The sequence below is a fragment of the Corynebacterium sp. MSK310 genome (assembly GCF_030227355.1).
GTDB lineage: Bacteria > Actinomycetota > Actinomycetes > Mycobacteriales > Mycobacteriaceae > Corynebacterium > Corynebacterium rhinophilum.
Map to the genome: position 1 here is coordinate 29,821 of NZ_JASPFZ010000012.1, position 23,305 is coordinate 53,125.

Annotated in this window: 26 protein-coding genes; 18 read left to right on the plus strand and 8 right to left on the minus strand. The window is 62.8% G+C overall.

The window, feature by feature from the left end; genetic code table 11:
- Positions 1-40 precede the first annotated feature (40 nt).
- The 3 genes from sp36 to QP891_RS09085 are packed head-to-tail and all read left to right on the plus strand — an operon-like array spanning position 41 to position 1,492.
- Entirely contained in the window at positions 41-199 is a 159-nt protein-coding gene (gene sp36 / locus QP891_RS09075) for a Sp36 family protein (protein WP_126318073.1), read from the plus strand.
- On the plus strand, positions 200-658 hold the full coding sequence (locus QP891_RS09080; protein ID WP_284770741.1) for a RidA family protein: 459 nt from the start codon (positions 200-202) through the stop codon (positions 656-658).
- A gap of 18 nt (positions 659-676) precedes the next feature.
- Positions 677-1,492: an MBL fold metallo-hydrolase gene (locus QP891_RS09085; protein ID WP_284770742.1), complete on the plus strand. Its 816-nt coding sequence runs from the start codon at positions 677-679 to the stop codon at positions 1,490-1,492.
- A gap of 85 nt (positions 1,493-1,577) precedes the next feature.
- On the opposite strand, the gene glxR is transcribed toward QP891_RS09085, so the two are convergent.
- Positions 1,578-2,261, minus strand: coding sequence for a CRP-like cAMP-activated global transcriptional regulator GlxR (gene glxR / locus QP891_RS09090; protein WP_005276495.1), 684 nt, complete (start codon positions 2,259-2,261; stop codon positions 1,578-1,580).
- Between the two features lie 341 nt (positions 2,262-2,602).
- Here glxR and nth point away from each other — a divergent pair, with 341 nt between their 5' ends.
- The 4 genes from nth (at position 2,603) to QP891_RS09110 (ending at position 5,808) form a co-directional block, all read left to right on the plus strand.
- Positions 2,603-3,256, plus strand: coding sequence for an endonuclease III (gene nth / locus QP891_RS09095; protein WP_284770743.1), 654 nt, complete (start codon positions 2,603-2,605; stop codon positions 3,254-3,256).
- Positions 3,257-3,260: 4 nt separating this feature from the next.
- Positions 3,261-3,851, plus strand: coding sequence for a TlpA family protein disulfide reductase (locus tag QP891_RS09100; RefSeq protein WP_284770744.1), 591 nt, complete (start codon positions 3,261-3,263; stop codon positions 3,849-3,851).
- On the plus strand, positions 3,848-4,549 hold the full coding sequence (locus QP891_RS09105) for an NUDIX hydrolase (protein WP_284817042.1): 702 nt from the start codon (positions 3,848-3,850) through the stop codon (positions 4,547-4,549). The genes QP891_RS09100 and QP891_RS09105 overlap by 4 nt, the downstream gene beginning before the upstream one ends.
- Before the next feature lie 62 nt (positions 4,550-4,611).
- A complete protein-coding gene (locus QP891_RS09110; RefSeq protein WP_284770745.1) occupies positions 4,612-5,808 on the plus strand; it encodes a MarP family serine protease in 1,197 nt (398 codons plus the stop codon).
- Between the two features lie 63 nt (positions 5,809-5,871).
- On the opposite strand, the gene QP891_RS09115 is transcribed toward QP891_RS09110, so the two are convergent.
- Positions 5,872-6,780 (minus strand): alpha/beta fold hydrolase, encoded by a 909-nt coding sequence (locus QP891_RS09115; RefSeq protein WP_284770746.1) that lies wholly within the window; start codon positions 6,778-6,780, stop codon positions 5,872-5,874.
- A 78-nt stretch (positions 6,781-6,858) separates the two neighbouring features.
- Entirely contained in the window at positions 6,859-7,362 is a 504-nt protein-coding gene (locus QP891_RS09120; protein WP_410757377.1) for a phage holin family protein, read from the minus strand.
- A gap of 127 nt (positions 7,363-7,489) precedes the next feature.
- On the opposite strand from QP891_RS09120, the gene QP891_RS09125 reads away from it, so the two are divergent.
- From QP891_RS09125 to QP891_RS09160, 8 genes are all read left to right on the plus strand, one after another.
- On the plus strand, positions 7,490-8,206 hold the full coding sequence (locus tag QP891_RS09125; RefSeq protein ID WP_284770747.1) for an oxidoreductase: 717 nt from the start codon (positions 7,490-7,492) through the stop codon (positions 8,204-8,206).
- A gap of 348 nt (positions 8,207-8,554) precedes the next feature.
- The gene (gene ssd, locus QP891_RS09130; RefSeq protein ID WP_284770748.1) at positions 8,555-9,625 is read left to right on the plus strand and encodes a septum site-determining protein Ssd; all 1,071 of its coding nucleotides are present in this window, start codon (positions 8,555-8,557) and stop codon (positions 9,623-9,625) included.
- Positions 9,622-10,824, plus strand: a complete 1,203-nt coding sequence (locus QP891_RS09135) for a TadA family conjugal transfer-associated ATPase (protein WP_284783213.1) — start codon at positions 9,622-9,624, stop codon at positions 10,822-10,824. The genes ssd and QP891_RS09135 overlap by 4 nt, the downstream gene beginning before the upstream one ends.
- Positions 10,817-11,596 (plus strand): type II secretion system F family protein, encoded by a 780-nt coding sequence (locus tag QP891_RS09140; RefSeq protein ID WP_284805930.1) that lies wholly within the window; start codon positions 10,817-10,819, stop codon positions 11,594-11,596. The genes QP891_RS09135 and QP891_RS09140 overlap by 8 nt, the downstream gene beginning before the upstream one ends.
- Entirely contained in the window at positions 11,593-12,216 is a 624-nt protein-coding gene (locus QP891_RS09145; protein WP_284770751.1) for a type II secretion system F family protein, read from the plus strand. The genes QP891_RS09140 and QP891_RS09145 overlap by 4 nt, the downstream gene beginning before the upstream one ends.
- A gap of 58 nt (positions 12,217-12,274) precedes the next feature.
- Positions 12,275-12,478, plus strand: coding sequence for a DUF4244 domain-containing protein (locus tag QP891_RS09150; RefSeq protein ID WP_005276515.1), 204 nt, complete (start codon positions 12,275-12,277; stop codon positions 12,476-12,478).
- Positions 12,479-12,511: 33 nt separating this feature from the next.
- Positions 12,512-12,826 carry a hypothetical protein gene (locus tag QP891_RS09155; RefSeq protein WP_023016597.1) on the plus strand — a complete coding sequence of 105 codons (315 nt, stop codon included), beginning with the start codon at positions 12,512-12,514 and terminating at the stop codon, positions 12,824-12,826.
- Positions 12,819-13,142, plus strand: coding sequence for an Rv3654c family TadE-like protein (locus tag QP891_RS09160; protein ID WP_284770752.1), 324 nt, complete (start codon positions 12,819-12,821; stop codon positions 13,140-13,142). The genes QP891_RS09155 and QP891_RS09160 overlap by 8 nt, the downstream gene beginning before the upstream one ends.
- On the opposite strand, the gene QP891_RS09165 is transcribed toward QP891_RS09160, so the two are convergent.
- Complete coding sequence (locus QP891_RS09165) at positions 13,139-15,511, minus strand: DEAD/DEAH box helicase (RefSeq protein ID WP_284805931.1); 2,373 nt, start codon at positions 15,509-15,511, stop codon at positions 13,139-13,141. The genes QP891_RS09160 and QP891_RS09165 overlap by 4 nt on opposite strands.
- Positions 15,512-15,691: 180 nt before the next feature.
- Here QP891_RS09165 and QP891_RS09170 point away from each other — a divergent pair, with 180 nt between their 5' ends.
- Positions 15,692-15,895 carry a cold-shock protein gene (locus QP891_RS09170; protein WP_005276524.1) on the plus strand — a complete coding sequence of 68 codons (204 nt, stop codon included), beginning with the start codon at positions 15,692-15,694 and terminating at the stop codon, positions 15,893-15,895.
- A gap of 15 nt (positions 15,896-15,910) precedes the next feature.
- Here the strand turns inward: QP891_RS09170 and QP891_RS09175 are convergent, their stop codons facing one another.
- Positions 15,911-16,549, minus strand: coding sequence for a DedA family protein (locus QP891_RS09175; RefSeq protein ID WP_023016600.1), 639 nt, complete (start codon positions 16,547-16,549; stop codon positions 15,911-15,913).
- Positions 16,550-16,795: 246 nt separating this feature from the next.
- Here QP891_RS09175 and topA point away from each other — a divergent pair, with 246 nt between their 5' ends.
- Together topA and QP891_RS09185 are read left to right on the plus strand one after the other, a co-directional pair.
- Positions 16,796-19,789 (plus strand): type I DNA topoisomerase, encoded by a 2,994-nt coding sequence (gene topA / locus QP891_RS09180; protein ID WP_284770754.1) that lies wholly within the window; start codon positions 16,796-16,798, stop codon positions 19,787-19,789.
- Positions 19,790-19,815: 26 nt separating this feature from the next.
- Positions 19,816-20,553 (plus strand): hypothetical protein, encoded by a 738-nt coding sequence (locus QP891_RS09185; protein ID WP_284770755.1) that lies wholly within the window; start codon positions 19,816-19,818, stop codon positions 20,551-20,553.
- Here QP891_RS09185 and QP891_RS09190 read toward each other — a convergent pair.
- From QP891_RS09190 to QP891_RS09200, 3 genes are read right to left on the minus strand one after another with little or no spacing between them, the layout of a single operon-like run.
- Entirely contained in the window at positions 20,546-21,085 is a 540-nt protein-coding gene (locus tag QP891_RS09190; RefSeq protein WP_284770756.1) for a DUF418 domain-containing protein, read from the minus strand. The two genes, QP891_RS09185 and QP891_RS09190, sit on opposite strands and share 8 nt — an antisense overlap.
- Before the next feature lie 12 nt (positions 21,086-21,097).
- The gene (locus QP891_RS09195) at positions 21,098-21,754 is read right to left on the minus strand and encodes a DUF418 domain-containing protein (protein ID WP_284770757.1); all 657 of its coding nucleotides are present in this window, start codon (positions 21,752-21,754) and stop codon (positions 21,098-21,100) included.
- Positions 21,754-23,286, minus strand: coding sequence for an adenylate/guanylate cyclase domain-containing protein (locus QP891_RS09200; protein ID WP_284770758.1), 1,533 nt, complete (start codon positions 23,284-23,286; stop codon positions 21,754-21,756). Before QP891_RS09200 ends, QP891_RS09195 begins: the two co-directional genes overlap by 1 nt.
- Positions 23,287-23,305 lie beyond the last annotated feature (19 nt).

The following is a 23,305-nucleotide window of genomic DNA, read 5'->3' on the forward strand; positions in this document are numbered from 1 at the left end:
GGGGCGGCATAAGTCGTATTAAATCGCTAGAATAAACCCCATGACTAAATGGGAATACGCAACCGCACCAGTACTGACCCACGCCACCAAGCAGATCCTTGACTCTTGGGGCGAAGACGGATGGGAATTGGTCTCCATCACCCCTGGCCCCAACCCGGAGAACGTGGTGGCCTACTTCAAGCGCGAGGTGGCAGAGTAAATGAGCTTTTCCGCTCGCTTGAAAGAGCTAGGGGTGGAGCTGCCAGGCGTCGCTAAGCCTCTGGCTTCCTATGTGCCCGCACTGCGCGTGGGCAACCAGGTATGGACCTCTGGCCAGCTTCCCTTGGTGGATGGCTCCCTGCCGGTGACCGGCAAGGTCGGCGCTGAAGTCACCACGGAGCAGGCCCAAGAACAGGCCCGCACCGCCGTCCTCAACGCCCTGGCGGCCGTTGATGCAGAGATCGGGCTGGACAATATCTCCCGCGTGATCAAGATCGTTGGCTTCGTGGCCTCGGATCCCAGCTACGAAGAACAGCCCGCGGTGGTTAACGGGGCATCGGATTTCATCGGGGAAGTATTCGGCGAGGCTGGCACGCACGCGCGTTCTGCAGTCGGCGTTGCCGCCTTGCCCAAGAATGCCCCGGTGGAGATCGAATTGATCGTAGAGATCGCTGAGTGATCGGTTAGGCTGGTAGGCATGGAGCACCCCGCATACAGTCAATTGCGTCCCGTAAGCCAATCCGTCGGCGTAGTTCTTTGTGATAATCCCAGCTATACCGCCCTCGAGGGCACGAATACCTGGATTATCAGCGCCGCTGAAGACTCTCGGTCGATCGTCGTAGACCCGGGGCCGGAGGATGAAGGCCACCTCAACGTTGTGCATCGCCATGCCGGTGAGGTGGCTTTAATTCTGCTTACCCACCGCCACGATGACCACGCTTCGGGCGCGCAACGGCTCCGGCAGATGACCGGCGCACCTATCCGTGCCTTTGATCCTAGCTATTGCAATGGCGCGGAGGCGTTGCAGAAGGGCGAAATCCTGACTTTGGAGGGCATCACCCCGCAACTGGAGGTCCTGCATACACCGGGCCACACCGCGGACTCCACGTCCTTCTTTGTGTGGAGCGGGGAGGTGGAAAATTCCCGGCTAGAAGGCATCGTTACCGGCGATACCATTGCGGGGCGCCACACCGTTTTGCTTTCAGAAACGGACGGCGATTTGGCCGATTACCTGCATGCCCTGGATGTGCTGGAATCTCGCGGCAAGGATGTTCCGCTCTTCCCGGGCCACGGGCCGGATTTGGAGGATACCTCGCAGGTGGCGCGCAAGTACATTGACCGCCGCCATTACCGCTTGGATCAGATCCGGGAAATCCGCTCCCGGCTGGGCGATGACGTGGACCTGACCACCTTGGTCAATGAAATGTATGACGATGTGGATCCGGTGCTGCGCCATGCCGCCGAGCAATCTACGCGCACCGCGTTGAAGTACCTCGACGGTACCGACAGCTAACGCGCGGCGCGGCAGGAAGCCTGCTAAAACGCATATTCCCTCCACCCTTAGTGCTTATGCACGGGGGCGGAGGGGATTTTTGGTTTTATCGCGCGCGGCGGGCGAGGTGCTCGGTATCGACGATGAGCACGGACTTGCCCTCGAGGCGAATCCAGCCGCGGTGGGCGAATGTAGCCAGGGCCTTGTTGACGGTCTCGCGGGAAGCGCCGACCAACTGGGCAATCTCTTCCTGGGTGAGATCGTGGTTGACGCGCAGTGCGCTGCCTTCCTGGACGCCGAAGCGGTTAGCCAGTTGTAGCAGGGTCTTGGCAACGCGGCCGGGCACATCGGTGAAGATGAGGTCCGCCAGGTTGGCGTTGGTGCGGCGCAGGCGGCGGGCCAGCACGCGCAGCAGCTGCTGGGCGATGGCGGGGTGATCGCTAACCCACTTATCCAGCAGCTCGGAGTTCATGGTGGCGGCCTGGACCTCAGTCACGCAGACGGCGGACGAGGTACGTGGGCCTGGATCGAAGATGGAGAGCTCGCCGAACATATCGGACGGGCCCATCACGGTCAGGAGGTTTTCGCGGCCATCCGGGGCGTGACGGGCGAGCTTAATCTTGCCGGAGGTGATGATATACAAACGGTCACCGGGCTCACCTTCATCGAAGATGGTGGTACCGCGCGGGAAGCGCACTGTCTCCATCTGCTCGAGAAGATTCTGCACTGCTACGGGATCAACGCCTTGGAAGATTCCGGCGCGGGAGAGGGTGTCCTGTACGCCTTCCACGTTTTACTCCTTGGATGTCGACTGCGGTAAGTCACTAAAGTGCTTGGGCCACATCCTTTTGCGGGCTCCAGGGAGGCACGCTAATGCGGAACAAGCGGGGTCAATTTTTAGCGTACCCCATTTTACAGTGCAGTTCGTCACTTTTGGGTACTGCCCTAGTTTCGTTTACATAACAGAAATGGGATCACTTACGCCCCCAGCGTTACAGCCAGCGCGTTTTCTATTAATCTGCGAAGACAATCGCTTCCAATTTTTCCATGAGGAGCGCAAAAAGGGCGATGCCAAGCGGAACGAAAATAACAAGTGAAATCATGTATTCCTATCCTACTAAGCTTGGCGGCATGAGTTCATCACTGTCGGCCACCGCGGCCCCGAGCAAGAGAGCGCCCGTCATTAATGAGCGATTGGCACGCGAACACCCCGATGCGCAGTGCGAGCTCGATTTTGACTCTCCCCTCCAGCTCTTGGTGGCCACGGTGCTCTCCGCGCAGTGCACGGATGCGCGCGTGAACTCGGTGACTCCTGAGCTTTTCCGCACCTATCCCACGGCGGCCGATTATGCGGCGGCCAGGCGGGAGGACCTTGAGGCAATCCTGCGACCGCTGGGGTTTCAGCGGGCGAAGGCGGGGCATCTTATGGGCATCGGCGAGCGCCTCGTTTCTGAATTCGACGGCGAGGTGCCACAGACCGTAAAGGAACTGACCTCCCTGCCTGGGGTGGGCCGCAAGACGGCGCTGGTGGTGCTGGGCGATGCCTTCGGGGTGCCCGGCCTTACCGTGGATACGCACTTTAGCCGGCTGATGCAGCGCCTGGAGCTGACGGGAGAGAAGACGCCGGTGAAGATAGAAAGGGACATCGCCAAGCTCATTGCAGAGGAACAGTGGACGATGTTTTCCCATCGCGTCATTTTTCACGGCCGGCGGGTCTGCCACGCCCGGAACCCGGAGTGTGGGGATTGCGTGGTGCGGGATCTGTGCCCGGCTGCATTAAGCTAGCGGTATGAAAAAATACGTCTTCGGCACCGTCATTGCGGCCATTGTCATCGCTGTCCTCGTGGTAGTGGGGGTCATGCAGCTGCGTGGGGATGACACCGGCGCGGGTGAATCGGCGCAGGCCCCTGGCATGGAATCGGGCGCGGCGGGTGACCAGGACGTAGCCGAGCGCCCAGATTGCCCCGCGGGGCCCATCGCCGGGGTGGATCTGGAATGCCTGGGCGGCGATGACGCAGGCGAAGGAGACAAGGCGGATGAGGGCATTACCATCGCCAACGTGTGGGCGTGGTGGTGCGAGCCGTGCCGCGCGGAATTGCCCCACCTGGACGAGGTAGCAGAATCCCACCCTGACTGGAAGGTCATTGGGGTGCACGCGGATAAAAACGCCGCCAACGGGGCCGCGTTCCTCAATGACGTGGGGGTAGACCTGCCGAGCTTCCAGGATCCGGATAATAGCTTCGCGGGCACGCTGGGCCTGCCAGGCGTGGTTCCCGTGACCGTCATTCTCCGCGATGGCGAAGTGATCAAACAGGCGGCCCAGCCGTTTACCTCTGCGGACGAGATTGAAAAGACGGTCAAGGAGGCGCTTGCCGGATGAGTAAAGTGTGGCCCGAATACACGCCCGAGTGGATAAAACCCGCGCTGGGCGTCGATACGAGTCAGGTGCAAGAGCTCATTGGTAAGCGGCAGGCCTCGCAGCTCAATGGCTCGGAGGAAGAGGTGCCCACCAAGCGGGAAGCCGCGGTGCTGATGCTGCTGAGCGGGAACAGCGTGGAGGATGGCGAAATTCTGCTCACGCACCGCTCGCCGTCCATGCGCTCGCACTCCGGCCAGATTGCTTTCCCGGGCGGCCGGCGGGATCCGGGCGATACGTCGCTGGTTGATACCGCGCTGCGGGAGGCATGGGAGGAAACCGCCCTGCAGCGCCATACGGTCACGCCCTTAGAACAGTGGGAGCAGCTGCACATTCGCGCCACGGGAAATCCGGTAAGCCCGATTTTGGCCCACTGGAAGCAGCCGGGCGAGGTCTATCCCGCGAGCCCGGCGGAGACCGATGATGTGTTCTTCGTCCCGATTAGGGAGCTCATTGACCCCCGCAACCGCCTGCTGGTGGGCTTCAAGCAATGGCAAGGGCCGGCGTTTTATGCCAATGACTACGTGATTTGGGGGTTTACTGCCGGGGTGCTGGCAGCATTATTGGATCATTCTGGGTGGAGCGTACCGTGGGATAACAATTCGGTCATAGACCTGCGTGACACCCTCAAAAAGTCCCGCAATAATGAGAAGATGTCCTAATTGCCCGCGCGCTTAAGGCGCCGGGGGACGCACGAGATTTCGATAGAGAAAGAACCAAAGCCATGACTGCTGCGCTCATTGTTGACGGCCTGATTGTGCTTGCCGTGTTAGCAGCATTGCTCAGTGGTTGGCGCAATGGTGCGCTCGCCGCGGTGCTCTCCGCCATCGGCGTGGGCGCGGGCCTCGTGGTGGGCATCGCCGTAGCCCCCAGCGTATTGCGCACAGTGGACGAGCCTTCGCTGCGCCTGCTCCTGCTCGTGGGAATCCTAGTTTTGCTGGTGGGTATTGGGCAGATCATTGGTTCCTCCTTGGGCACCAGCGTGCGCGACCGCATGAAGGCGCGCACCACCCAGCGGATAGATTCGCTATTCGGCGCGGTCTTTCAGTCCTTCATCGCGCTCATCGTCATCTGGATGATTTCTATCCCCGTGGCCACCAATCTGGGCGGATCTGCGGGGCAGGGGCTGCGCGATTCCCGCATCCTGAGCAACCTCAACGCGGCCGCCCCGACGCGCCTGGCTTCCTTTCCCAATGGCGTGGCGGCGATGCTCAATGAATCGGGGCTTCCGCCCTTGGTCTCGCCGTGGGAAACCTCCATCAGCGGCAAGGACGTCGAGGACCCCGCCCCAGATGTGCAGGATCCGGAGCTGGTGCGCAGCATCCGACCGTCTATCATTCATGTGCTTGGCGATGCCGAAGAGTGCTCCCGCCGCCTCATGGGCTCCGGTTTTGTGGTGGACAATGACTATGTGGTCACCAATGCCCACGTGGTGGCCGGCACCCAAACAGTGAGGCTGGATACGAAGCTGGGGTTGAAAGACGCCACGGTGGTCTACTACAACCCAGAGGTCGATATCGCCGTCTTGCACGCGCCGGATTTGGGCATCCAGCCCTTGCCGTGGGCGCAGCAGCCGGCCCAGACCGGCGACGATGCCATGGTCATGGGTTTCCCACACTCCGGCCCCTTTAATGCGGAAATGGCCCGCGTGCGCGATCGCATCACCATCGCCGGGCCAGATATCTACTCCCAAGGCCGGGTAGAGCGCGATTCCTATACGGTGCGCGGCAATATCCAACAGGGCAACTCAGGCGGCCCCCTGGTCAATACCGCGGGCGAGGTCTTGGGCGTTATCTTCGGCGCCTCAGTGGATGATTCTGAGACCGGATACGCGCTGACCGCAGACGAGGTCATCGGCCACATTGGGGATGTCACCCAGTTGAAACGCCCGGTAGAAACGGGCGAGTGCGTGGCGCACTAGCCTTCGTATTAGATCCGCGTGGGGTATGTCTCCCCACGCGCCGTCCTACGCGCCCCACGCGCCCTATGCGTCGAGCCAGCGGAGCAGCTCGTCGACGAACTGCTCGGGGGCCTCGAGGAAGGGCAGGTTCTTGGCACCTGGAATCGAGGTGGCGCTAAATCCGGCGCGAGCGCGGAGGGAGGCTCGCTGGATGACGGGGTTCCACAAGCGCTGTTGGGCGTGGATGAAAAGGACGGGGCGCTTGACGCTTAATTCGGACCAGTTCAAGGGCACCACGGCGGTGCGCATCCGGTGATTCCACAGGATCCCGCGGCGCACTTTGCCAATCTGAGAGGCGCGCAGGCGCAGGGCAAGGATGGACTCTAGGGTGGCATCGGCAAGCGCGGGCCCCGTATCCAGGCTGAGCTCCTTGCGGTAGGCCCGGGGGCTGAGCAGCAGGGAATTCGCGCGGGTGACCTTTGGCAGATGGCAGAGGAGGGAACGCAGGATCATCCACCCAAAGTCCCAGGGGCGGGCGGCGATGGCGCGGCGGATATCCACGGGGTGCGCGGCCGAGACGGAGACCAAGCCACGGACGCGATTGGGGCGCTCGGCGGCTAGGCACCACGCCACCGCGCCACCGGTATCGGCGCCGACGATATAGGCATCATCGTGGCCCAATGCCTGGATGAGGCCATCCAGATCCCCGACCAAGGTGCGGATATCCTGGCCGGGATCGATGGGCGGCTTATCGGACATGCCAAAGCCGCGCATATCCACCGCGGCGACGTGGTACCCGCTCTGGGCGAGGGGCCCAATGACCTCCTGGAAATCGAACCAGCCGCCGAATGCGCCGTGAATAAAAACAACGAGGGGATCGGCGCTATCGCCCGCTATGGCCACGTGCAGGCGGATGCCCCGGGTGTGGACAAACTCGTGTGCAAAGGGTCCTTCCAGCTCAACCGTGGAGGGGGGAAGTGGTGCTAAGGCCATGGAGGACAAGGCGCCTTTCTATGTGTACAGAAAATCCGCCCCAGGAAAGGCTGAGGCGGATCTAATAGTGCGTGCGGTTTAGGTATACAGGCCGTGAGTATCCTTCCGGTCCAGCGACTTCTGCGCCTTGCCCGGAATCAGGTTCTTGAGTTCCTTGGTGGAATCTATGGTCTTCTGCGGCGCCTTGACCTTCTTGACGTTCTTGACGCCGAGCAGGGCGAGGACACCGGCAGCCACGATCATCACGAGGAAGACGATCAAGAAGGCAGCCCAGCGCTCCAGCCAGAGCGCGAGGAGCTCAGCGAGGAAGAAGAAAAAGAAGAACGAGCTGTACAGCGCGATGGTGCCGGCCGCACCGAAGAAGCCGGCACCGATGCCGCCCTTCTTTGCGGACTGCGCCAGCTCCGTCTTGGCCAGCTCTACCTCAGAGCGCACGAGCTGGGACATCTGCTCGGTGGCATTGGAGACCAACTTGCCGATGGAGGTTTCGGAGGACGATGCATCAACATCGCTCAAAGGAATCGAATTAACCTTTGGTGCGAATTGATCGGTGCCGTCAGTAAATAATCCATCGTTGCTCACGATTAATTCTCCTCGTTTTTCATCTAAACCTTGTAACGGCCCCAATGATAATAGATACAGCGCGGTTTTACGGTGCCACGCCAAAAGGTAGGGGCCTTCGGGGCTCGGGGCGTCTAGGGCTATCCTAATGTATATGCCAGAAAATGACCCGTTATCCCCGCTATTTCGCCTCCCGGGGGTGAAAGAAGGTGCGGAAAAGGCCGCGGCTGCCATCGCGCGCGCCCACCGCAGGCCCGCCGGGCTGCGCAGGTATGAGGTCATCTCCGCGGAGTCCTTGATGCGCGGGGCGCGCGCCAGCGTGGCCTTGGATGGGCACGCCATCCCCCCGCATCCTGGCCCAGGCGATGTGGAAAGCGGGCCGCTCGCCGGCGCGGTCAGCGCGTATTCCGTGGCAGCACCTGAGGTGGTAGATTCCACCGTCCGCTCCTTTGCCCGCGCGCCGCTGCAAGTGTTCGCGCGCATCGACGTCGCCGCCGGCGGAAACGGGATCCCCAGCGGCGATAGCGCGCGCTTGCAGGGCCTCGCGCGCCTGATTGCGCAGGGCAGCGGCCCTGCGTTCCGCGACCTTTTGCCGAGCGTCGTGCACGCCGAAATCGCGGCCGGTGAATTCTTTGGCCCGCGCAGCGGCGTGGTAGCGCGCGTTGCGGCCCGCCTTGCCGCCATACATACCGGCTTTGATCCTCGCGGGTTTGCCGTGCCAGAGGTGTATTTTCACCGCCATTCCAAGGCCTACCGCGAGTGCCGCGCGAACTACCGCGACAAGCCTGGTGAGGTGGTGCTTTTCCACCTCTCCGCCTGGGAGGTAGGTGGCAAAGAAGCCGATGCCATCGCCCGCGCGGCCTAACCGTACGCCCGTACCCGGTGGGTGGTGAACACTTATTCGGTGCAGGTCAGGGCCGTGCAGGTAGATTATTTTTCTTAGCTGTTGTGATCGGGTAATGAACGTGTCATAATAATCGGTGCAAGGCCCCGATATACTGTGCGGCCTGCCCCGGCTCGCCCCCCGAGGCCGGGTTACTGACGGCCCGCGCGCACCCCCGATGCGCGGGCCGTCACCTATATCTACGGTTATCCACAAGACTTTGTTGAAAATGCAACTAACCGAGCGCTAAGTGGTAACCTTCGCGCATTTATCCACAGGCGGGAAGTCACGCCTCTAGTGCAGGTGGCACAGGTGCTTCAGGCTAGGGGCATGAATACAGCACACTCTCGTTCCACCATCGTCGTTGCCATAGGCGAGGAAGCCTTGCGCGCTGAGGCGGTCCATGCCGCCGTCGCGACCAGCCACGAGGTCATTGCGGTGACCGATCCCCGCGATATTCCGCGTAGCCTTCCCGGGGCCTATACGGTTCTGGTCGATGCGCTCATGGCGCGCGTTATCGCCTCTGCCCAAGCCGCACAGGCAACGCCCGCCCCGGTGCTTTTCCTCGCCGCAGATCCGGGGCCCATTGATTACGAGGCGGCACTTGCCTGCCATGCGGACCGCGCCTTTATTATCCCCGCGGAGATTAAAGACCTGCTGGCGGCTATTGCACAGGCCGCGCACCCACCAGAAGATCGCCCCGGTAGCGCCACCATCGCGGTGGTGGGCGCCAGCGGTGGGGTAGGAGCCTCTACCTTTGCAGCGGCCCTGGCGCGTTCCCACTGCATGGCGGGTGAGCAGGCGCGGGCGCTGCTTATCGATGCCACCGCGCACTCCGGCGGCCTCGATCTCCTCCTCGGCGTGGAAACGGCGCCGGGTGCCCGCTGGCCGGAGCTCAATATTGGCGATGGCAGCATCGATGCCGCCGATCTCTACCGCGCCTTGCCCTCTACCTCCGATGGCATAGCGGTGCTATCCGCAGCGCGCAGTACGGTCAAAGATACCTTCACGCTAGATGCCACGCTCTTGGCGGCGGTGACGTCTGCGGCGCATGCGGGCGAGGGCCTATGCGTTGTGGATTGCACGGCGGAAAACATCCCGGCTGCCTGCACGCACGTGGTGCTGGTGGTGGCCGCGGAGGTGCGATCGGCAGCGGCGGCCGCACAACTTATCCTGCGACTGGATGAGGCGCGGCGCGACATCGTGGTGGTCCTGCGCCAACGGCAGTGGGCGGCTCTCAGCGCACCCGAGGTAGAAGACATTATCCACCACCGAGTCAGTGCCCAATTGCCCAGCGTGCGCGGGCTCACCCGCAGCATAGAGATCGGTGGACTCCCAGCCCGGCTTCCCGCGGCGCTCGCCAAAACCGTCCGTGCGGTGCGCGAGGAGGTAGGGGTATGAGCGCAGCGATGGATAGCTCGGCCGAGACCATGGAAAAGACCATGGAGAAGATGCAGCGGGTCATTGCCGCCGAGCCGGATCTGGTGCACGACGCCCCTAGCTTGGCCCGGCGGATCCGCGAGGAAGCAGGGGTTATCAGTGATGTCGCCGTGGTGGATCTGCTCCGGCGCTTGCGCCAAGATGCCACCGGCATGGGGCCACTGGATGCCTTATTGGCCCGGCAGGGCGTGACCGATGTCGTGGTCAACGGGCCTGAACACGTCTTTATGGACCGAGGAGAGGGGCTAGAGCGCAGCGATATCACCTTTCGCAACGATGGGGAGGTGCGCCAGCTTGCCTCTCGGTTGGCCGCGGCATCGGGCACGCGGCTTGATGATGCCCAGCCTTTTGCCGATGGCCGCGTCACGCGCCCCGATGGCGTCGTGCTCCGCGTGCATGCCCTTTTAAGCCCACCCGCAGTGGGCGGAACGTGCATTAGCCTGCGCGTATTGCGGCAGGCGCAGACCACCCTGCCGCAGTTGGTGGCCAATGGCACCGTGCCGGAGGACATCGGCCAGCTGCTTGCCGCGATGGTGGACAAGCGATTGTCCTTCCTCGTTATCGGAGGTACCGGTTCTGGCAAGACGACGCTGCTCTCGGCGCTATTGGGAACCGTATCCGAGCGCGAGCGCATCGTGGTCATCGAAGATACGGCGGAGCTATCACCCCACCACCCGCATTGCGTGAGCATCGTCTCGCGCCGGGCAAACGCTGAAGGCAGCGGGGAAATCACCATGGCGCAATTGCTGCGGCAAGCGCTGCGCATGCGCCCAGACCGCATCGTCGTCGGTGAGATTCGCGGCCCAGAGGTAGTCGATCTCCTCGCCGCGCTGAATACGGGCCACGATGGCGGTGCGGGTACCTTGCACGCCAATTCCCTCTTTGAGGTACCCGCCCGCATGGAGGCCCTCGGCGCACTCGGCGGCCTGGACCGCAGCGCCCTGCACTCGCAATTGGCGGCTGCCGTCAACGTGGTGCTCACCATGGAGCGCACGCCACATGGCCGGCGCCTGGCTCATATCGGCGTCTTAGAGGGCAATCCGGTCACCCCGCGCATTGTCTGGAGTGCAACCAAGGGGCCCGCGCCTGGCTTTGCGGGATTCTCGGCCGCGCTGTTGGAGGAACAGCGCGAAGAAGCAGGAGGTCAGGCGGATGCTTAGCTTCTTATTGCTCGCCGCAGCCCTCTTGCTGTCTGCGCCCTCGAGCGCATCCCGCATTGCTGGCAAGGACAGCCGGATAAAGGCCAGCTCCTTGGTCATTTTGGGTGCCGTATTCTGCGGCAGCTTGGTCTTCTTCTCGGTTGGGCGGATAAGCATTGCGGTCGCGGCGGCGATCATCGCCTGGTGCGTGTCGTGGTATATCAAGGACGTCATGGCCGCCCGCACGCGCCGGCGCGGCCGCGAGGCCCTAGTCGGATACTTCGGTGTCGTGACCGCTGACCTGCGCGCCGGGGCGACCCTCGCAAGCGCGCTATCGCGCGGGGCGGAGTCCCTTCCCTCGACGACGCCGCGGGATATGAGCGCGGCCTTAGAATCCACCGCTACCGCGGCGGCCCGCGGCGCGCCCCCACACGTGGCGCTCTCTGGCGCCCATGCGGATGCAGAACTTACCCGGTTAGGCCACCTGCTCGAATTATCTACTCAGCATGGCATCGGGGTAGCCAGCCTCTTTGAGCAGGCCCAAAGCCAGATGGATGCGCTGCGCCGCCACCACCAATCCACCGCAGCCGGGCTGCAGGGACCCCAAGCTACGGCGACGGTCTTGGCGTGTCTTCCCATTGCGGGCATCGCCATGGGCGGGGCGATGGGGGCCAATTCGCTGGGCTTTTTGCTCGGCGGGGGAGTGGGCGGAATCCTGCTGGTCATTGGGGTGGGGCTTGCCTGCAGCGGCTTTGCCTGGTCCCGCGTCATCATCAGGAAGGCGGCACCATGATGGCCTTTATCTGCCTGGCGCTGGCCGTGCTCGTTGGGCTGCCGGCCACCAAGGGGCGGCTGGGACCGGCTACGGCACAGAACACAGCACAGCACACGGCGAAGACCCCGCGCGCCGGCCCAAGAAAGCGCGATGGCGCAACAGTGCGCGGGGGATTGATGAGCAAACTCCAGCCCTCTACCACCGTGGATCCACTCCTCGTGGCCGGGGATATCGAACTTTTCGCAGCTTGCCTGAGTGCGGGCCTGACGGTGCACGCCGCTGCTACGGCGGTCGCGCGTACGGCAGAGGCCGATACCCAGCACCTGTGGGAGACGGTATCCGCGCTCCTGGGAGTTGGCGTGCCCACGGAATCTGCATGGGACCACATGAAGGGCCATGCGGGACTAGAGGACGTGGCGGGGCTTGTCATCTTATCGGGCCAATCCGGCGCCACCATAGCCGCCGGATGCACGCGAATCTGTACTTCTTTGCGCGCCGAAGCATCTGCTCACGCTACGGCTAAAGCAGAGCGCGCAGGAGTATTCATTGCCCTCCCGCTGGCGGTGTGCTTCCTGCCAGCATTCATCGTTCTAGGCCTCGCGCCCGTAGTGATCAGCTTGGGCGCGCAGCTTTTCTAGATGCACCATTTTTCACTTCTACTCAACCACCACACCTTATAAGAAAGGACTTCCCATTATGTCTGCACTATTTATTAAGTACTCCCAGCTCACCCGCGCCCTCGTCCGCAACGATGAGGGGATGAGCACCATTGAATACGCCATGGGATCGCTTGCGGCTGCGGCACTTGCCGGCGTGCTGTACATGGTCATCAACGGCGGCGGCGTGGTCGATGCCATCGAGGGAATCATCACCGATGCGCTGTCGAATACCCCGAGCTAACCGGGCGCACTAGAACACAAGAAAGGAGGAATCATGCGCACGGTAGTCGATGACGATGGTTCCGTGACCATCGAAGCCGCCCTGGCATTAAGCTCCCTCGTCCTCGTGGCGGCGGGCATTATCGGTGCGATCGCGACGATGGCGTCCTATATCGCGGCGGTGGACATGGCGGGCGCGGCGGCGAGGTCGCACGCCATCGGCGTCGAGTACCAACCAGCGCGAGAGGATGCCCGGGTAAGCGTGCAGGAAAGCGCGGGGCTTATCAGGGCATCGGTAAGCGTCGATGCTCCCATCGGCACCATGAGCGCGGAAGCGGTCTTTCCCGCGGAGGTGGCCGGCAATGACTAGCAAACTCCGCGGTGAGGACGGGTACGCCACCATCGCCGCCACCGGAATCATCGTCGCCATCATCAGCTTATTGCTGGTCATCGCGGCGGTAGGATCACGCGTGACCGCGCGCTACGAAGCGCAGGTAGCCGCGGACCTTGCCGCCGTGGCCGGCGCGTGGGCCTTGGCCACCGGCAAGGATGCGTGTGCGGCCGCAGAAAGCACCGCGCGGGATAACGGCGCGAGCCTCGAGGAATGCACCGACAATGCGCCCGATATCATCGCCGTTGCCGCGGTGCGCGGCCAGAGCGCCACGGCCAAGGCGGGCCCTGTTTAAACCGCGGACTCCTGCGTCATGGTGACGAGCTCGCCGAGCAGCTTGATGGCACCGTCCTTGCTTAGTGGGTTATTGCCGTTGCCGCACTTGGGCGATTGCACGCACGATGGGCACCCGGCCTCGCAGGGGCAGGAGCGCACCGCCTCAAAGGTGGCCGCGATCCACTCGGGGAAGCGGCGAAAGCCTTCTTCGGCAAACCCGGCGCCGCCGGGGTGGCCGTCGTAGACAAAGACGGTGGGAAGCTGCGTATCCGCGTGCAATGCGGTGGATACGCCGCCGATATCCCAGCGGTCGCAGGTAGCGATAAGCGGCAACAGCCCAATGGCGGCGTGTTCGGCCGCATGGAGGGTGCCGGGGATATCGGCGGCGGTAATGCCCATCGCAGAAAGCGCCAGCGGGTCGATGGTATAAGCCACGGCGCGGGTGGTCAGCCGCTGTTCGGGGAGATCGAGGGGGATATCGTCGCCGATGGTGCCATTGGCAAGCCGCACCTGGTACCCGGTGACGCGGTCGGTGACCTCGACCTCCACGTCCGCCACCCACAGGCCCGGGGAATAATTGACCAGGTTATCGGCCTCGCGCACGATGCGAATATCCGTAGTAGAGCGCGGGGTGGTCGAATACTCGGGGGTCTCCGGGCGGGCGAGTGCCACATAATCGGATAGGAGGAGCTCCTCGATGACAAAACTTTCGCCCTGGTGCAGGTAGACCGCGCCGGGGTGGACCTGGCTGGTCGCGCGCGCTGCATCGATGGTGCCCAGTAGCCGCCCATCGGAGGCATCCACGATCATGACCTCCTCGCCCGCCCCGCCGCGCAGCGATACCGCCGAGTGGGCGGTCTCCGGGGAGAGCTCTTCCGCGCTGGAGGCGGGAATGGGTACGGCAAACCACCCGCGCTCGCGGCGGCGCACGAGGCCCTGCTCCGCAAGCTGGTGGATGACCTCGCTGGCACCCCACTCAGCAATGGTGGTATCATCCAGCGGTTTTTCCACCGCCGCGCAGTAGAGGTGACCGAAGAGAATATAGGGGTTCGTGGGGTTAAAGACGCTTGCTTCCACCGGTTTTCCCAGTAGCGCATCGGGGTGGTGCACCAGGTAGGTGTCCATGGGTTCATCGCGGGCGACGAGCACTACGAGCGAGCCTTGCCCGCGCCGGCCTGCGCGCCCGGCCTGCTGCCAAAAACTGGCTACGGTGCCCGGAAACCCTGCGGTGACCACGGCATCGAGCCCGCCGACGTCGATGCCCAGCTCGAGGGCGGAGGTGGTGGCAACGCCTAATAAGGAGGCATCGTCAAGCGCCTGCTCCAACCTGCGGCGGTCCTCGGCCAGATAGCCGGCGCGGTAGGCGGCGATGCGCTGCGCGAAATCAGGCCGGCCCAAGCTGCCGGAGAGGGTCTCGGCGGCTACCATCGCCACGACCTCGGCGGAGCGGCGGGAGCGCACGAAAGTCATGGTCCGGGCGCCTTCCGCTATGAAGGTCGCCATCATCTCGGCGGACTCGGTGGTGGCCGCGCGCCGCACGGGGGCGCCGTGCTCGCCCTCCGCGCCCTCCAGGAACCCAGGCTCCCAGAGCGCGACCGTGCGCGCGCCGGTGGGGGCGGAATCTTCAGTAATGGCGTGCGCCGGGCGGCCGGTGAGGCGCTCGGCATGCCGCGCCGGATCATTCATGGTCGCGGAGGCATAAATGATGGTGGGACGCGATCCATAATGCCGGCACAGGCGGAGCAAGCGGCGCAGAACCAGGGCCACATTGGCGCCGAATACGCCCCGGTAGGAGTGGCATTCATCGATGACGATGAACTCCAGGTGGCGCAGCACCCGCGCCCACCGCGCGTGCGCGGCCAGCATGGACATGTGCACCATATCGGGATTGGAAAACACCAGGCGCGAATGATCGCGCACGCCCGTCCGCGACTCCTGGGGCGTATCGCCGTCATAGGGCGCGGGCACCACGTTCTTGAGCTCCGGAATCCCTCGGCACAGCTCGATTGCGGATTGCAGCTGGTCCGATCCCAGGGCCTTGGTGGGGGTGAGGTAGAGCGCGCACGCGGTCTGATCCTCTGCCAGCCGGGTGAGGATGGGCAGCTGGTAGCCCAAGGATTTGCCGGACGAGGTGCCGGTAGAAATCACGGCGTCGCGGCCCTGCCACGCGCATTCGGCGAGCTCGGCTTGGTGCGCATAGAGCTTGCCGATGCCCCCATCCATCACCTCCTCCTTCAACCCCGGCAGCACCCACTCCGGCCAATCGGCGTAGCGCGCCCGCTTTGCCGGGAGCGTGGTGTGAAACGTCAGGGTGGACTCAGAAAGGCGCCGCTGGATGAGTTCTAGGAGCTCTTCACCAATGGGGTTATCGCCAGCCGGGTGAGACAATTTTTACCCCCTTGTGAGTTAAATCTATCGCTTTGGCGTGGAACGTGTCACACTGTTGACAGGCCAATGTTGTCTTGGTGCGGTTTTATACTTCACGGTACTGCTCGAGGACCCATTTACCGAATAACTACCGGCGCGGCAATCCGCGCTACCTCTTTAAGAAAAGGAACTCAGTTCACCATGACACAAGGAACCGTTAAGTGGTTTAACTCCGAAAAGGGATACGGCTTCATCGAGCGCGAGGACGGCGGCGGAGACATCTTCGTGCATTACTCCGAAATTCAGGGCAGCGGTTTCCGCACCTTGGAAGAAAACCAGAAGGTCAGCTTCGAGGTTGGATCCGGCCCGAAGGGCGACCAGGCGCAGGCCGTTTCCATTCTCTAAAATTCTCTAGGGTTTTTAAGCGCCGTAGGGCGTTTCGGCGTAGCCGCGGCGGGTATCCCACCACTCCATGATGCTGTTTTGGGCCTTTTGCAGTCCCAAGCCGATGAAGATGGCGGCGATAATGCTGATGACCATCGCAAATAGTGGGGTATCGGAAAACGCCATGCCGCCGACATAACCAATGGCCAGGGCCTGGAATACCCAGAGCATCACGCCAATGGTGTCGAAGAAGAGGAAGACCGGCCAGGGAAAGCGCATTGACCCTAGCAAAATGGTCATAAAGAGCCTGGCCGAGGGGATAAAGCGGGCAATGATAATGGCCGCTCCACCGCCGCGGCGCACATTGCGTTTTACCCAGGAGAGGGCCTCGTAGGCCTTTGTTCCTTTTTGAATGCGGTTAAGCAGCGGCATGAACCGCGTGCCCAGCAAAAAGCACAGGTTATCGCCCAACATGGCTGCTACGAGCGCCACAAAGAACATGGTGGGCAGGTGCGGAAATCCCTGCGAACCGGACCAAGCGCCGACCATATTCAGCGGGATTTCAGAGGGGAGCACTGGAAAGAAACAGTCCCCGAAAATGAGCAGGCCCACGATGGGATAAACCCACTCCGTGCCCATGATGGCTTCAATCCACATGGTTACTGTGTCAACCATCTAATCCTCCACGGGGTGTGTTGTGGGTGTGCTATCGTCCCCAACAATGCTTTCACAGCTGCTGGACTTTCTAAAAAGGTCAGTATAGACCGGTTCGGTGGGGGTGCGAAGCGCCCCCTACACAGCCTTTTGGTCTTACCGAGTATATGGTGCGAAGAACGGTATAAACCACCTGTGTACGCTAGGGGCGATTGCTGAAAGCGCACAAATTTTAATGTTCGCATCATCGAAAGGGATGAAGTCGAAGTGGCAGAAGCGGCCGAGCCGGGCAAAACTTTAGTGATTGTGGAGTCGGCAACTAAGGCGAAAAAGATCCAGCCGTACCTGGGAGATAACTACATCGTGGAGGCCTCCGTGGGGCATATCCGCGATCTCCCGCGGGGAGCTGCCGACGTGCCGGCGAAGTTCAAGAAAGAATCTTGGGCCCGCTTGGGTGTTAACCCGGAAGATGACTTCGCCCCGCTCTACGTCGTTAGCCCGGATAAGAAGAAAAAGGTCGCCGACCTCAAATCCAAGCTGAAGCAGTGCGATAACCTCTTGCTGGCAACAGACCCGGACCGCGAGGGCGAGGCCATTGCTTGGCACCTGTTGGAGGTCTTAAAGCCGAAGGTGCCGGTGCGCCGCATGGTCTTTAATGAGATCACCAAGTCCGCCATCTTGGAGGCGGCGGAAAACACCCGCGACTTGGACTATGACCTTATTGATGCCCAAGAAACCCGCCGCATCCTCGACCGCCTCTACGGCTACGAAGTCTCGCCCGTGCTGTGGAAGAAGGTCATGCCGCGGCTTTCGGCCGGGCGCGTGCAGTCGGTGGCCACGCGGGTCATCGTCGAGCGTGAGCGCGAGCGCATGGCATTTATCTCCGCCGATTACTGGGATTTGCTCGCCACCTTGGACGCGGGCGCTGGCAGCGGCGAGGGCCCGTCGGCCTTTGACGCGCGCCTGACCGCCGTCAATGGCAAGCGCGTGGCTTTGGGCCGCGATTTCGACGATCGCGGAAACGTGAAGACCAAGGACGTCATCGTCATCACCCAGCCGCAGGCAGAAGCCTTGGAAAAGGCCCTGCAGGGCGCGGGCATGACAGTGGCCGGGGTAGAGCACAAGCCTTATACCCGCAAGCCTTATGCACCGTTTATGACCTCGACGCTGCAGCAGGAGGCGGGCCGGCGCCTGCACTTTACCTCTGAGCGCACGATGCGCATTGCGCAGCGCCTCTACGAAAACGGCCACATTACGTATATGCGTACGGACTCCTCTTCGCTGTCTCAGCAGGGCTTGAACGCCGCGCGTAGCTCCGCGACCAGCATTTATGGCGAAGAATACGTCTCGGATTCGCCGCGCGTCTATGACCGCCGCGTGAAGAACTCGCAGGAGGCGCACGAGGCTATCCGCCCGGCCGGTGAGTCCTTTGCCACCCCGGGCCAGCTGTCTAGCCAGCTGGATGCGGAGGAATTTAAGCTCTATGACCTGATTTGGAAGCGCACCGTGGCCTCGCAGATGGCCGATGCTAAGGGCACCTCCATGAAGGTGGCCGTGGCTGGCACCGCGACCACGGATAACGGCACCTATGACGTCGAGTTCTCCGCAACCGGCCGCACCATTACCTTCCCGGGTTTCTTGAAGGCTTACGGCGCCGACGAGGATACGAGCAAGAAGAGCGAGAACCGCCTGCCGCACCTGGAGGAGGGCCGCGATCTGAAGGCCGAAGAGGTATCGGCAGAAGGCCACTCCACCAACCCGCCGGCGCGCTATACAGAAGCGAGCCTGGTGAAAAAGATGGAAGACTTGGGCATCGGGCGCCCGTCGACGTATGCCTCCATCATCAAGACCATCCAAGACCGCGGTTACGTGGTCTCGCGCGGCAACGCCCTAGTGCCTTCGTGGGTAGCCTTCGCCGTCGTGGGCCTCTTGGAAGAAAACTTCACCGAGCTGGTGGATTATGACTTCACCTCGTCCATGGAAGATGAGCTGGACTCGATTGCCACCGGAACGGAGGATGGCACGGACTGGCTGAACGGCTTTTACTTTGGCAACGCTGAGGCCAACGAGCACAAGGCGGCCTCCATCGCGCGGCATGGCGGGCTGAAATCGCTTATCGATGTCAACCTCGAGGCCATCGATGCCCGCAAGGTCAACTCGCTGAAGCTCTATACCGATTCGGAGGGCCGCGAGGTCTTCGTGCGCGTCGGCCGCTACGGGCCCTATATCGAGCGCGCGATCGGCACCAACGAGGACGGCAGCGTGGAATATCAGCGCGCCAACCTCTCTGAAACCGTGACCCCGGACGGGCTGAATGAACAGCTGGCGGAAAAGCTCTTCGCCACCTCGCAGGGCGGGCGCCAGCTGGGCGAGAATCCCGAAAACGGCCGCATGGTGGTGGCGAAGGAAGGCCGCTTTGGCCCCTATGTCACCGAGGTCGTCCGCGATGATGAGCGGGAAAAGGCCGAGGCGGAGGCCTTGGAGATCGTCGCGAAGGAGCGCGCAGAAGAGGATAAGCAGCGCGCCGAGGAAGGCAAGCGCGCCAAGAATTGGGAGACCAAGACGGCCGCGAAGCAAAAGGAAAAGCGCATCAATGACTACATTGATGAGAAGCTGAAGCCGGGCACGGCCTCGCTCTTTAGCTCGATGGAGCCGCTGACCGTCACGCTGGAACAGGCCCTTGAGCTGCTGTCCCTGCCGCGCGAGGTGGGCGTGGACGACGGGGAGATGATCACTGCCCAAAACGGCCGCTACGGCCCCTACCTGAAGAAGGGATCGGATTCGCGCTCGCTGGCTAAGGAAGAGCAGATCTTTAGCATCACCTTGGATGAGGCCCGCCGCATTTATGCGGAGCCGAAGCGCCGTGGCCGCGCGGCCGCACAGCCGCCGCTCAAGCAACTCGGCGATAATGACGTCTCGGGCAAGCCTATGACCGTTAAGGATGGCCGCTTCGGCCCGTACGTTACGGACGGCACCACCAATGCGTCCCTGCGCCGCGGCGACGATCCGGAGCAGCTTACCGATGCCCGCGCCAACGAGCTCCTTTCCGAGCGCCGCGCCAAAGAGGCCTCTGGGGAGACGAAGAAGAAGTCTTCTAAGAAGAGCACAAAGAAGTCGACCAAGAAATCGACGAAGAAGGCGACCAAGAAGTCCAGCAAGAAGGCCACTAAGAAGGGCGCGAAGAAGGCGGCTAAGAAATCCAGCTCGAAGCCTTCGCCCGGCACGAAGAACGTGGTGAAGGCCGGCTCGCGGAAGAAATAAGCGAAGAAATTAGTAAGGTGGCGGGCATGAATGATTTTCTTGCCCGCACCGAGGAAGGCGCCGCGGCCTTGACCCGCGCGGTGTCCGAAACCTTTGCCGATGTCACCGACCCAGCCCGGCGCACGCCGCGGGGCTGGCGGCGTTTCGCGTACCTGGCGCTTGGTGAATCCACGGTATGGGCCCGCCTCTTTGGCTGGAAGAAGGCCCACACCATCACAAGCGCGCCGCTTTTGCCCCTTTTGGCGGCGGAGGCGCAAAACCCCACCCTGAGCCCCGCACTGCTGGCCGGCGCGGTGGGCCAGGTGGAAAAGTCGCGCCGCTTGCACCGCCCCTCCCTCCTTGGGGTGGCAGGCGTTACCGCTAGCCACGCGGCGTATTCGTGGGTGCTTTATCGGCGCGGCGCGCGCAACGATGCCCGCGGTTGGGGCCTGCGCGCCATGGCGTGGGCGGCGGCGCTCGTCGCCACGCGCAAGCAGCCCACTCGGACCGCGGTAGCGGTGGGCGGCGCGGCGGTGCTGACCACCTCGGCGCTGGCGGGCGATCCGCGCCTGCGCACCGATGCGACGAAGGGCTTGAGCCACGGCGCCAATCTCTTGGTCGCGGCGGAAGGCCTGACTGCGCTGCGAGCGCGAATAGCAGCAGCCGGGTCTCAGAAGGACAAGAAACATGCCAAGCCCTCGAAGGCGGCCAGAGCAGTGGGCGCGGCGGAGGCTGGTGCCTTGGCCCTCGGGCACTTCCTGCTAGTCGATGCCCTGTCTAGGTAAGGCCCTGCCTAGGCAAGCTCCGCTCCGGCTGCATGCTCGGGCCATAAGACAGCCGGCGGTGCACCACCTCGAAGGGCCCGCGCAGGCCCAGCGCTTCGAGCACGCACGCGCCAATCACGGTGACCAGCCACACGCCGCAGGCGAGCCCGGCTTGGCCGAAGGCTCCTAAGTCGTGGCCGTAGTCCAGCGTGAAGGGGTGCACGATAAGGAAAAACAGCATCGACTGGCCCACATAACCACTCATGGATCGTTTCCCCAGCGCGACGAAGGGCCACAAGAGCGCGGGCACGGAGGCACCGGTTGCTAGGCGCTCTTGCACGGGCTGCAAGATAAGGGCGAGCCCGGCGAGGATTCCCGGCCCGGTTAGCACGCCGAGGGTGGAATTGGCGCTACTGGCGGCGTTCGCCCAACGCTCATCAATGACCCCGAGGGTGCCCAAAGACCACAGCGTGCCAATGACCAGCGTTACGGCGGCGGCGATGGCCACCCAGCGCAGGAGTTGGGGGCGGTGAGAGGGGACATCGGCAAGCACGCCCTCGCGCGCCTACACAAAGCCCACCAGCATGACCGGCAGGTACATCAGCACGATGAGTGGGGCGGAGATGATCTGCGCGCCCAGGGTGAGAAGCTGGCTGAGCAGCAGGTCACCGTAGGAATTCACCGTGCCAATGGCATCGACGGGGATATCGAGCCCGCCGTCCACCGCGGAGAAAATAAACGCGGCGATGCCGAGCATCGTCAGCACCCCGAGCGCGATATAAGAAATCTTGCGCAGCGTAGAATTATGCAGCGTGAGCAGCAGGGCAATGACTATGCCCGCAATGCCGTAGACAAACATGATATCGCCCCAAAACAGCAGCACCATGTGCACCGCGCCCAACAGCGCGAGGAAGCCATAGCGCTTGGCGATGACCCTCCTTGCCTCCCCCAGCGGAAATCCCCGCCGCCACAGGCTCATCGCAATAAGCCCCACGCCGAAGCCCAGCAGGGTCGAAAACATGGGTAGGCCGCGGTTGTGCACGAAGAAAGCGCCGAAGACGACGGCGATTTTATCGAGCACGCTGTCATTGAGGATGCCGCCGAAATACGCGCCCGGGCGGTCCTCGGTGATGATCCACGCGGTGGTCATATTCGCTATCGCGATGCCTAAAAGCGCCATTCCGCGCGCAGCATCGGGCACGATGAGGCGGGTGCTGGCCATTAGATTTCGCACCTTTCTGCCAGGCTGGCGCGGATGGGGCGCGCCAGCTGGGTCATGCGGCGGCGCCCGCGCAGCTCGATGGATTTCATGACGGTCCAGCGGGCCTGCTCGGCCTCGTTGGCGGTCTTTAAGGTAGCAGCGTTGGTCAGGACCTGGCCGGGGGTGTCCTTGGCCATTTCGGTCAGGCGGGCGGCCTCGTTAACGGCATCGCCGATGACGGTGTACTCGAAGCGATCCGCGCCGCCGATGTGGCCTGCCACCACGTGGCCGGAGGCGACGCCGATGCCGGCCTGCAGCTCGAGCCCGCGCAATTCCCCGCGCAGCTCGCGGGCGGCCTGCAGCGCCATCGAAGTCGAGTCGTACACGTTGAGCGGCGCGCCAAAGACGGCGAGGGCGGCATCGCCCTGGAACTTGTTAATGATGCCCTTATTGCGGTGCACCACCGTCACGACGTGCTCGAAGAATTTATTGAGCTCCGTGACCACTTCTTCGGGGGAGTGGTTGACCGCGAAGGTGGTGGAACCGATGACATCGATAAACAGCACCGCGACTTTGCGGTCCTCGCCGCCCAATTCGGGGCGCTCTTCAAGGGCGCGCTGGGCCACCTCGGTGCCCACGTAGCGGCCGAAGATATCGCGGACGCGCTGGCGCTCGCGCAGCCCGCGCATCATCTCATTGAAACCAGCCTGGAGGACGCCGAGCTCGGAACCATCGTAGATATCGACCTCGGCATCGGCCTCGCCGCGGCGCACGCGGTTAATCGCATCCTGCAATTCCACGATGGGATCGACCACGCTCATGATGGCGAAGCTGGTGCCGATAAACCCGGTGGCCAGGGCGGTAAGCGCGAGCGCCACGATGGCCGGGATGATCTCGCTGGCATCGCCAGAAAAGAGCCCAGTGTGCTGCCCCAATAGCACCAGCACGATGCCGAGTAGCGGCACCCCGGAGGTCATCAGCCAGGTGGAAAAGAGGCGATACTTGATGGGCGGTTCGACGGTGGAATCTTCAAAGCGGCGGGCGACGGCCTGCGCGGCGACGGGCCGCACGAGGCGCTCTGCCTGCAGGTAGGTCAAGATGATGACCACCAGGCCCGCCAGGGTGGTGGAGATGCCCACGACGAGCCCGAGCCGCCCGGATTGCCCGCTGGAGATAGCCACCGTCAAGATGATGCCGATGAGCCAGACCGCGGCCGCGACTAGGGATTGGTACACGGGGATGCGCAGTACGAGGGTGCGCACCATATTTGGATCGTGCGCATCGGGATTGCGCTGCCAGTCCAGCACGGGGCGGAAGAGCAGCAGGGTAGCGGCGATGCCGATGATGACGGCAAAGATGAGGTAGACCGCCGCCACTCCCTTCAGGTTGGGCAGCTCGGCGGCAAAGTCGTCAATTTCCGGCATGGGCAGGAAATAGAGGATGAAGGTCATGATCGCGATGGCGCCGATGATATTGGCGCCCAAGACCAAGGCAGCGTATACCGGCCATTGGGTTCCCATAAGCCAACGAGCGCCACGCAATAGTCTGTTCATAACTACTTACTGTAGTAAG

Bases quoted from the DNA above. Each gene is read 5' to 3' on its own strand.
- QP891_RS09185 (WP_284770755.1), top strand. From the start codon at position 19,816: ATGAATGATTTTCTTGCCCGCACCGAGGAAGGCGCCGCGGCCTTGACC.
- QP891_RS09085 (WP_284770742.1), top strand. From the start codon at position 677: ATGGAGCACCCCGCATACAGTCAATTGCGTCCCGTAAGCCAATCCGTC.
- QP891_RS09195 (WP_284770757.1), bottom strand. From the start codon at position 21,754: ATGGCCAGCACCCGCCTCATCGTGCCCGATGCTGCGCGCGGAATGGCG.
- QP891_RS09135 (WP_284783213.1), top strand. From the start codon at position 9,622: ATGAGCGCAGCGATGGATAGCTCGGCCGAGACCATGGAAAAGACCATG.
- QP891_RS09145 (WP_284770751.1), top strand. From the start codon at position 11,593: ATGATGGCCTTTATCTGCCTGGCGCTGGCCGTGCTCGTTGGGCTGCCG.
- QP891_RS09125 (WP_284770747.1), top strand. From the start codon at position 7,490: ATGTATATGCCAGAAAATGACCCGTTATCCCCGCTATTTCGCCTCCCG.
- QP891_RS09175 (WP_023016600.1), bottom strand. From the start codon at position 16,549: ATGGTTGACACAGTAACCATGTGGATTGAAGCCATCATGGGCACGGAG.
- QP891_RS09200 (WP_284770758.1), bottom strand. From the start codon at position 23,286: ATGAACAGACTATTGCGTGGCGCTCGTTGGCTTATGGGAACCCAATGG.
- QP891_RS09170 (WP_005276524.1), top strand. From the start codon at position 15,692: ATGACACAAGGAACCGTTAAGTGGTTTAACTCCGAAAAGGGATACGGC.
- QP891_RS09100 (WP_284770744.1), top strand. From the start codon at position 3,261: ATGAAAAAATACGTCTTCGGCACCGTCATTGCGGCCATTGTCATCGCT.
- QP891_RS09150 (WP_005276515.1), top strand. From the start codon at position 12,275: ATGTCTGCACTATTTATTAAGTACTCCCAGCTCACCCGCGCCCTCGTC.
- ssd (WP_284770748.1), top strand. From the start codon at position 8,555: ATGAATACAGCACACTCTCGTTCCACCATCGTCGTTGCCATAGGCGAG.
- QP891_RS09080 (WP_284770741.1), top strand. From the start codon at position 200: ATGAGCTTTTCCGCTCGCTTGAAAGAGCTAGGGGTGGAGCTGCCAGGC.
- sp36 (WP_126318073.1), top strand. From the start codon at position 41: ATGACTAAATGGGAATACGCAACCGCACCAGTACTGACCCACGCCACC.
- QP891_RS09155 (WP_023016597.1), top strand. From the start codon at position 12,512: ATGCGCACGGTAGTCGATGACGATGGTTCCGTGACCATCGAAGCCGCC.
- QP891_RS09140 (WP_284805930.1), top strand. From the start codon at position 10,817: ATGCTTAGCTTCTTATTGCTCGCCGCAGCCCTCTTGCTGTCTGCGCCC.
- QP891_RS09110 (WP_284770745.1), top strand. From the start codon at position 4,612: ATGACTGCTGCGCTCATTGTTGACGGCCTGATTGTGCTTGCCGTGTTA.
- QP891_RS09105 (WP_284817042.1), top strand. From the start codon at position 3,848: ATGAGTAAAGTGTGGCCCGAATACACGCCCGAGTGGATAAAACCCGCG.
- nth (WP_284770743.1), top strand. From the start codon at position 2,603: ATGAGTTCATCACTGTCGGCCACCGCGGCCCCGAGCAAGAGAGCGCCC.
- QP891_RS09160 (WP_284770752.1), top strand. From the start codon at position 12,819: ATGACTAGCAAACTCCGCGGTGAGGACGGGTACGCCACCATCGCCGCC.
- QP891_RS09115 (WP_284770746.1), bottom strand. From the start codon at position 6,780: ATGGCCTTAGCACCACTTCCCCCCTCCACGGTTGAGCTGGAAGGACCC.